This is a genomic window from Porphyromonas sp. HMSC077F02, assembly GCF_001815465.1.
In the GTDB taxonomy this organism is placed as follows: domain Bacteria; phylum Bacteroidota; class Bacteroidia; order Bacteroidales; family Porphyromonadaceae; genus Porphyromonas_A; species Porphyromonas_A somerae.
In genome coordinates this window covers 65,387-72,099 of the sequence record NZ_KV820676.1, presented here as the reverse complement: position 1 = coordinate 72,099, position 6,713 = coordinate 65,387, and the positions used below count along the sequence as shown (strand labels likewise).

Genomic DNA, 6,713 nt, shown 5'->3' with positions numbered 1-6,713 from the left:
CCCCGATATCGACACCTCCCTCCGTGAAACCAGCATCGGATACTTCCAAAGGTACGCTCAATTTTATTTCGATACTGGCTTATCTGTCGGTTGAATTCTTTATCTTTATCACTTAGTGGCTTCCCCTTTGTCGCTTTCCTCATTATCCCATCTTTGATCCCGTGGCCAGTTAGATGTTCTCTTTTGGCCTTGGAGGTATATCCTTTATCGGCTAATACCATTACTCCTTTTTGAAGGGCTCCTTTCTCTATGAGAGTTGGAAATTCTGTCGTGTCTGAGACATTGGCAGATGTGGTGGTGAGGGTATTCACAAGGCCTTCTCCGTCTGTCAAGACATGTTTCTTGTACCCATATCTAAACTTCTTACATTTTACCACCCATCGGGCTTCCGTATCCACACCTGGTTTCGCACTACCCACTTTTACTTGATAGCTCCGTTCTTCCTCTTTAGCTTCTTCGCTTCTGGTGTCCTCTCTATCCTCGGCGACTTCTATCTTGACAGAACCATCGGGGGCATATGGACTATCAACTATACTTGCATCAACCAATGCTCCCGTCTCAATCTTCATAATTCCATGGCGTTGTAGCTGCTTATTGAGAAGGCTCAAAAGTTTATCCCACAAGTCTTTCTCTACAATCGCATTGCGAAAACGGCAAATGGTGCTGTGATCGGGGGAGACGTGTTCCATATCAATGTCAAGAAACATTCCAAAGCTAATGGAGTCGTTAATACGCTCTTCAACGGCTCGGTCAATCAAATTATACCACGTCTCCAGAAGAAGGATCTTAAACATTAGAACTCCATCATAAGTAGGTTCACCCTTCGCTTCAGCTCTCTTACATAGCTTTTTATTTATGAGTGTTTGAAATGGTCTCCAATCAATGAGTTTGTCAATTTGCTCTAGAAACTCATTGCGTGCTCTAGAACTTCTCAATTCGGTAAACACCTCAGTAAATGAGGGCGCATTGTTGCTCGTTTGCTTGAATCCCATAAGTATTGTCTCTATAAATCAATACTATATTCTCCCCTTAATACACTAATAATCAATGACATGCGCAATAGTTTGAGCCAGTTTTTCGTGCAACATTCCCCAGATGAGACGCTTCAGTTCGGGCAAATTCTTGCCCAGTACCCCACAGCGAAGGAGATCTCCTTTGCTCACTATATGGCCGATCTTACTACCGATTAGAGACAGGAGAGGAGAGGGCAACCTATCTGGTAGTTGATAGTGAGGGGTTCTCTCCATTGGCATTGAATGAGGAGGAGGTGCTGAGTTATCTACAAGGCCTCAGTCTAGGCATTGAGGTGAAGACCGCACGGATCATGGAGCACTACGACGGGCACTATCTCCCGCAGCCAGGTGAAAGGAATTCGCTTCCCCTGCCTGTGGTAGAGGTGACCACGGGCGAGGGAAGCACACTCTATGTTGCTCTAACGGCACCTACTGTAACGGTACAGAATCGGGCGACACGGCTCAACGATATCGTCTACCACAAGTTGCACTCCTATAAGTATCTGTGAGCATACCACCACCCTACGCTCAGGATCTGCGTGATGTGCTTTCTACTTACAGGGAGCCTCATCGTTAGTGTCACCGGAATGGTCAACGCTTGGCGTGCCCTAAAGCGCTCACGAAAGCGACGCTCAAAGAGACACAGGTCAGAATGATAGGATATTTCGAAATATCCAAAAATTGACAACAACAATAAGTATAATGCTAATAGACCGCTGACTATAGAGACGATCCCGCCACTTGAGTAACTCTCTAGAGCGATGAAAAGTAAGACTTAAAATAGTCAATGCGATGATAAAGGGGATGGATATCACCATTAAAGCATTCATCTTAAATGCCTCCACTATCTGCAGATTGAGCAGATAGTGGATGGCACGTTGAGAACCACACCCTGGACACTTTAGCCCCGTTAGCACCAAAAACGGACACTTTGGAAAGAGACTAGAATCCGAGGGGTTGACCTTTTGATAAAGTATTAACAGTAAAACAATTAGAATCGCAGCTGCAATCCATAGAGCAACCCTGTATCTATTAGTAATAGTACTCGTCGTAGTAGTCACCAAAAGAATATCCAGCTATAGCTAATAGCACATAGATACCGATTGCAACGGCTCCACATATTGCTCCAATTTTCACCCATTTCTTTGCTGCCTCAGAAGCTTGTACTGCACCATCGATGTCTCCCCTTGCCAAGGCAGAGTCCACCTTGGATGCATTGACGATACCAACAATTCCGAATGGCAAGCAACAGAATAATGTTACCAAAATAGATTCTACTAGCCATGTTTTTGGGCGATCAACCGCATTCGTATCAGTCGTCACACTCGCAGACGGTGCCTCTGGAATTTGTGGCTGCTCAGGTGCAGTCTGAGGTACATTGACAAATAACTCACCTAGCTCTGGTAATGTCTGAGCTTCCTGCCATTCTGCCATGTCCTCAGTCCAAACGAGCGTCTCCCTAGTAATCCCTTTACCTTTCAGCTCTGTCAAAGTTACTGGACCTTGCTGTTGTCCATTAATTAAATAGTAGTAAGTTTTTTCCATCATTATTATATGTTATTGTGACACTTAGTTTAAACATCATTACAAAGATATAAAAAATATGACACTATAAGCAAACTATCTTTAAGTTTTCAGAAAAACCACTAATCCACATAGAATAGAAAGCGACTCACACAAAACTCCAGGAGTTGCGCATTAGAAATGTCTGTGTGGCATTCATTGGTGAACCTATGGGAAAAGGATCTCGGCAGAGGTCCGTGTTAAATAGGCACAAGTCAAGGCAGCCCCCTCAGCTGGGGTCATAGAGGTGGTGAATATGCTTTTGATACACAGGTCGTTCGAGGCTTTGCCCCTCCGACCTATGCCAATTTAAGAGGAACCTCTCCGAGGTCCTTACTTCCTTATCCTCAACAGCTTGCATATGATCATTCGTACAACAGCCTTTTCTAATGCATAACCCCTGATATCTATAATCCCTGAGCTCCAACTATTCTGGACTATCCATATCAAGGCGACTTGAACTAACCTTTCTCGCAGTTGTAACAATGATTACCCCACAAGCGAATAAAATTTTCGCAAACTTTACACTCAGACCCACCTCTAAATAAAGATCAATTACTATCCACAAAGCTGCAATAATCTCTATTCCTAAGAGAGCACACCACAAGTAAAACTTATTTTGCTTAGACATATTTCTATTTACGATAAAAGTGACAATTTTACATCTCGTGTGGTTTGTAGAAAACGGCGTAGATTAGTCGCAACAACAACCACGCGAAGGTTAAAGAGAGTACCCCATAAATTATCAATAAGACAATGTTTTCATAAGGGTTTTCAATCAACTGTACCTTGATTATCAGCCAAGGGACAACAAAAATTGACAACCCTCTTAGCGTACGTGCAATAAAATATCCAGCAATCACTGCAACTACTATAGCCGAGGTGCTGGATTCAAACCATGCTGGATAGCTATATAGATAGATCAAATAGGATATAAAGGGGAAAAAGACAAGAGTGCACGTAGTATCTGCTCTTAAATACTTAATAGCTAAGAGCATACCCCCTGAGACTGGGACTCCCACAAAGAGGAGAGAACGCCAAAAGCCCATTTCGCTTGTGTATGATACTAGAAAACCTAACACGAGTGATATAGCAATGTATGCAAGGCACCCAGCTCCATCATAGCTATCCTTTTCCTTATCACAAAAATCAGGGATAACCTCTGCATGTTTTTCCTCAAAGCCATATTGAGGATCCCTCCACATTTCTCTTCTTCGTTTACTTTCCATATAATGCGATAATTATAGTTCAATTACTTTTTTACCTAATAAAAAATCATCTATATCTTCTTGGCTAAAATCATCTAGATCCACATCAGCCAAAAAGGCAAGTCCCTTAATCATTACCTCCCGATTATCCGTGGTATTGATTATTTTCAAAGTTTCAAGAATCACAGAGCTTTTATCATCAATCTCGGAACAAGCCTGTTGAAACTTAGCTTTCAATTGGGCTCTCTCAGCTTGATATGCCTCTGCGGCCATTGCAGTCTGCTCTTTTTCGAGCTCCAACATGGTATACTCCTTTAGCATATCTACAGCACTATGAGCTATATCTACAGCAGAGACACCCATAACTGATGATGAAACAGAGACGCGCTCATCAGCAAAGGTATGCAACTTTGAAGCCAGTTTCTCTAGTGCCTCACGACTCTCCATAGGCACCTCAAATAGCTCGCTATAGTCCGAGACAACCACTGGTCTTTGAAGAGACTCCTCTATGCCACTATTGATAATGTTTCTTGCACCTTTAAGTAGTCCAACAATAGAGACTAAATGCTTGCCAAACTTCGCTGAAAGCTCTTTATCAGTATATATCATCTTGGAAGCTTCCAACGACAATTGAGTGAGCTTTTTATTCAACTCCTCTCGCTTCTGCTGAAACTCTGTAATTAAATTTCTATGATGCTCAAGTTCCGTCTCATCAAGTTGCTTCTCGTATTGTGTGCTAATATAATCATTGAGAAAGTCCACTGACCCATCCTCATAGTACAATCTCAACACTTCATTGTACTTATCAGCAACTCTATCCATGGTCAATACTCTCTGGAGCGTAGAGGGTTTCTTAGGTAAGCTTGCTAAAATCTCCTCGTAATGAGCTCGTCCGCCATTGAGAAAATCATCATACCCTTTCACTCGCCCCTCATATAATGCCACATGCAATTCCGCATCTTCCATTTTACGGTTAATATCTTGAAGCATATTGATCAAACTCTCGCGCTCTTGCTGTAATTTAATCATTTCATCGGAACCATAAATGACTGACAGTAGCCCGTTGATCTCCTCAGTTAACACCTTATCAGCATACCTATTAAATGCCAATGCTCTTGAAATATGAAGGTCATTTATCACCTTAAAGATTTGAAAAAGTCTACCACTATCACCCTGCATTTCTGCAACAGCGGTAATTGCCTTTCTTTTAATCCTCTCAAATTCACTTTTTACTTGAGCTGTTTGCTGATGAGCACTTAATTGGTGCATAAGGAGCTGCCCTCCTCCGTATATCAGTGATGCCTTCACATTTCTACTATCTTTTGCAAATTGACCTGTACTTTCAGCAATCTGCATAGTATTATCCATGAATTGGCTAGATAGTTCTGTACACTCATCTTGAAGCATGAAAATATCTGTAGATAACCCTTCTAAGATTGCATCCACATCAAGAAACTCGATGCGATTATAGTCAAAAAGTTCAGGCTCGACTACTCTGATTCTATCTCCATATAAATCCAAAAGGACGCTACTATAATAGTAATATATTTTCAGTAGGTGTTCCCTCTGTAATGCAAAATAATCAATAGAATTTCTTACGGAAGCAATAGCCGACTTGTAGGCATTATTTACCTCATTAACTGCAGAAAAAAGTGCTTCGGCTTGATACGAAACGTCCCTAACACCCTTCGTGGCAGTTACCACCTCAGTGGCGTTTTGCAAAAAATTAGACACCTTATCTGCCGATTGATTTCTAGCCCTAGTTGGTAAAGCACTAACCCGATGACTAAAGTCTTTAGATGCGACCTCTAGAAAACTTTGATTTCTCTTTAAGTCTTCACTATTTTTGTCAAGAAAGTCTGTGGTATGCGTCTCAAAATCACCTTCCGCCATATCACGTGCGATATAAGATGATAATAAGCTATCCGTTAAATCATTGGTAATGAATGCCTCATTCAATAATTTAGGCTTATTGAAAAATTTGTACGCATTCCATACGGCATCACCCACATCTATTGAATCAACTTGGATATCATGGTTGTACAGTTCAAATGCTAGGTCTGATCGCGTATACACCATATTCAAGTCAATTACCTTTTGGGCAATTTCTTTAATAGCATTGTATAGTTTTCGCTGACGCTTAGTGATGTTGCTTCTTTTTCTTTCAATTTGATCACTCATAATAATATTCTTTACATTCAATCTTTATTTTACCGTGTGATGTGAAGTCAAAAAAGTCAGTAGGCTAGGAGATAGCTTGAAGCTCCTTGACATCGTTGTAATCTGTGCTTACATTCATCGCATTTAAATGTTATGTTCCCCGAAATCATAGTGCTAATTCTTAATGGTTTTGTTCTTCTGAGGCAAATATAGCATTAGATACTGCAACATCTCTGCAGTATGTCAAACAATTTTTCACTCTAATAGTTAAAAATGGGGTTGACCCATTAATTTAACATTTGAGAGATAGAGAAAGTCGCCCGAAAGAGAGCAGAGGCGGAGTCTACCATGGTGGCTCACGGTTATCAAGGCTCATCCGCAGGCATCCGTTTTTACCTCACGGGGCACTCCACTAGTCCGTTCTTCAAGCTAATAAATAATGTTCGAAATTCGAATAAAATAGGGGCTTCAAGACCTCCCTCGTAATCAATTGGAATTCAATACCATACGAAGGCGTTTGCCGAGATGCAACTAAGCAATCGCCGAGATGCAACTCGGCAAATGCTTAGTTGCAACTCGCCGATCGCTTAGTTGCATCTCCACTTTTGCCCTGCTCGTAGGGGAAATTGTGAGGGCTATTTATTAAGAAGAAAACTCCTAGGGGGAGGGGGATTGCAAGAGCCTATTTATCAATGATTGATGGAAAACCCCGAAGAGGGTTTCATGGTGTATTACCCCAAGCTTCCCCCTGAAGGGGAGCGTTAGCGAG

6 protein-coding genes are annotated in these 6,713 nt (G+C 41.7%); 1 reads left to right on the top strand and 5 read right to left on the bottom strand.

Going from position 1 to position 6,713, the window contains the following annotated elements:
• A partial coding sequence (locus HMPREF3027_RS06620; protein ID WP_070707742.1) for an IS5 family transposase occupies window positions 1-992 on the bottom strand: 992 nt, incomplete at its 3' end.
• 254 nt (window positions 993-1,246) lie between these two features.
• On the opposite strand from HMPREF3027_RS06620, the gene HMPREF3027_RS06615 reads away from it, so the two are divergent.
• Window positions 1,247-1,522 (top strand): hypothetical protein, encoded by a 276-nt coding sequence (locus tag HMPREF3027_RS06615; RefSeq protein WP_070707729.1) that lies wholly within the window; start codon window positions 1,247-1,249, stop codon window positions 1,520-1,522.
• A gap of 138 nt (window positions 1,523-1,660) precedes the next feature.
• Here HMPREF3027_RS06615 and HMPREF3027_RS09880 read toward each other — a convergent pair whose 3' ends face one another.
• The 4 genes from HMPREF3027_RS09880 to HMPREF3027_RS06595 form a co-directional block, all read right to left on the bottom strand.
• Entirely contained in the window at window positions 1,661-1,930 is a 270-nt protein-coding gene (locus HMPREF3027_RS09880; RefSeq protein ID WP_168165881.1) for a DUF2752 domain-containing protein, read from the bottom strand.
• A gap of 115 nt (window positions 1,931-2,045) precedes the next feature.
• Window positions 2,046-2,561, bottom strand: coding sequence for a CD225/dispanin family protein (locus HMPREF3027_RS06610; RefSeq protein ID WP_083317542.1), 516 nt, complete (start codon window positions 2,559-2,561; stop codon window positions 2,046-2,048).
• A gap of 674 nt (window positions 2,562-3,235) precedes the next feature.
• Window positions 3,236-3,805 carry a hypothetical protein gene (locus HMPREF3027_RS06600; protein WP_070707727.1) on the bottom strand — a complete coding sequence of 190 codons (570 nt, stop codon included), beginning with the start codon at window positions 3,803-3,805 and terminating at the stop codon, window positions 3,236-3,238.
• Window positions 3,806-3,817: 12 nt separating this feature from the next.
• Window positions 3,818-5,965, bottom strand: a complete 2,148-nt coding sequence (locus HMPREF3027_RS06595) for a hypothetical protein (protein WP_070707726.1) — start codon at window positions 5,963-5,965, stop codon at window positions 3,818-3,820.
• Window positions 5,966-6,713: the final 748 nt, after the last annotated feature.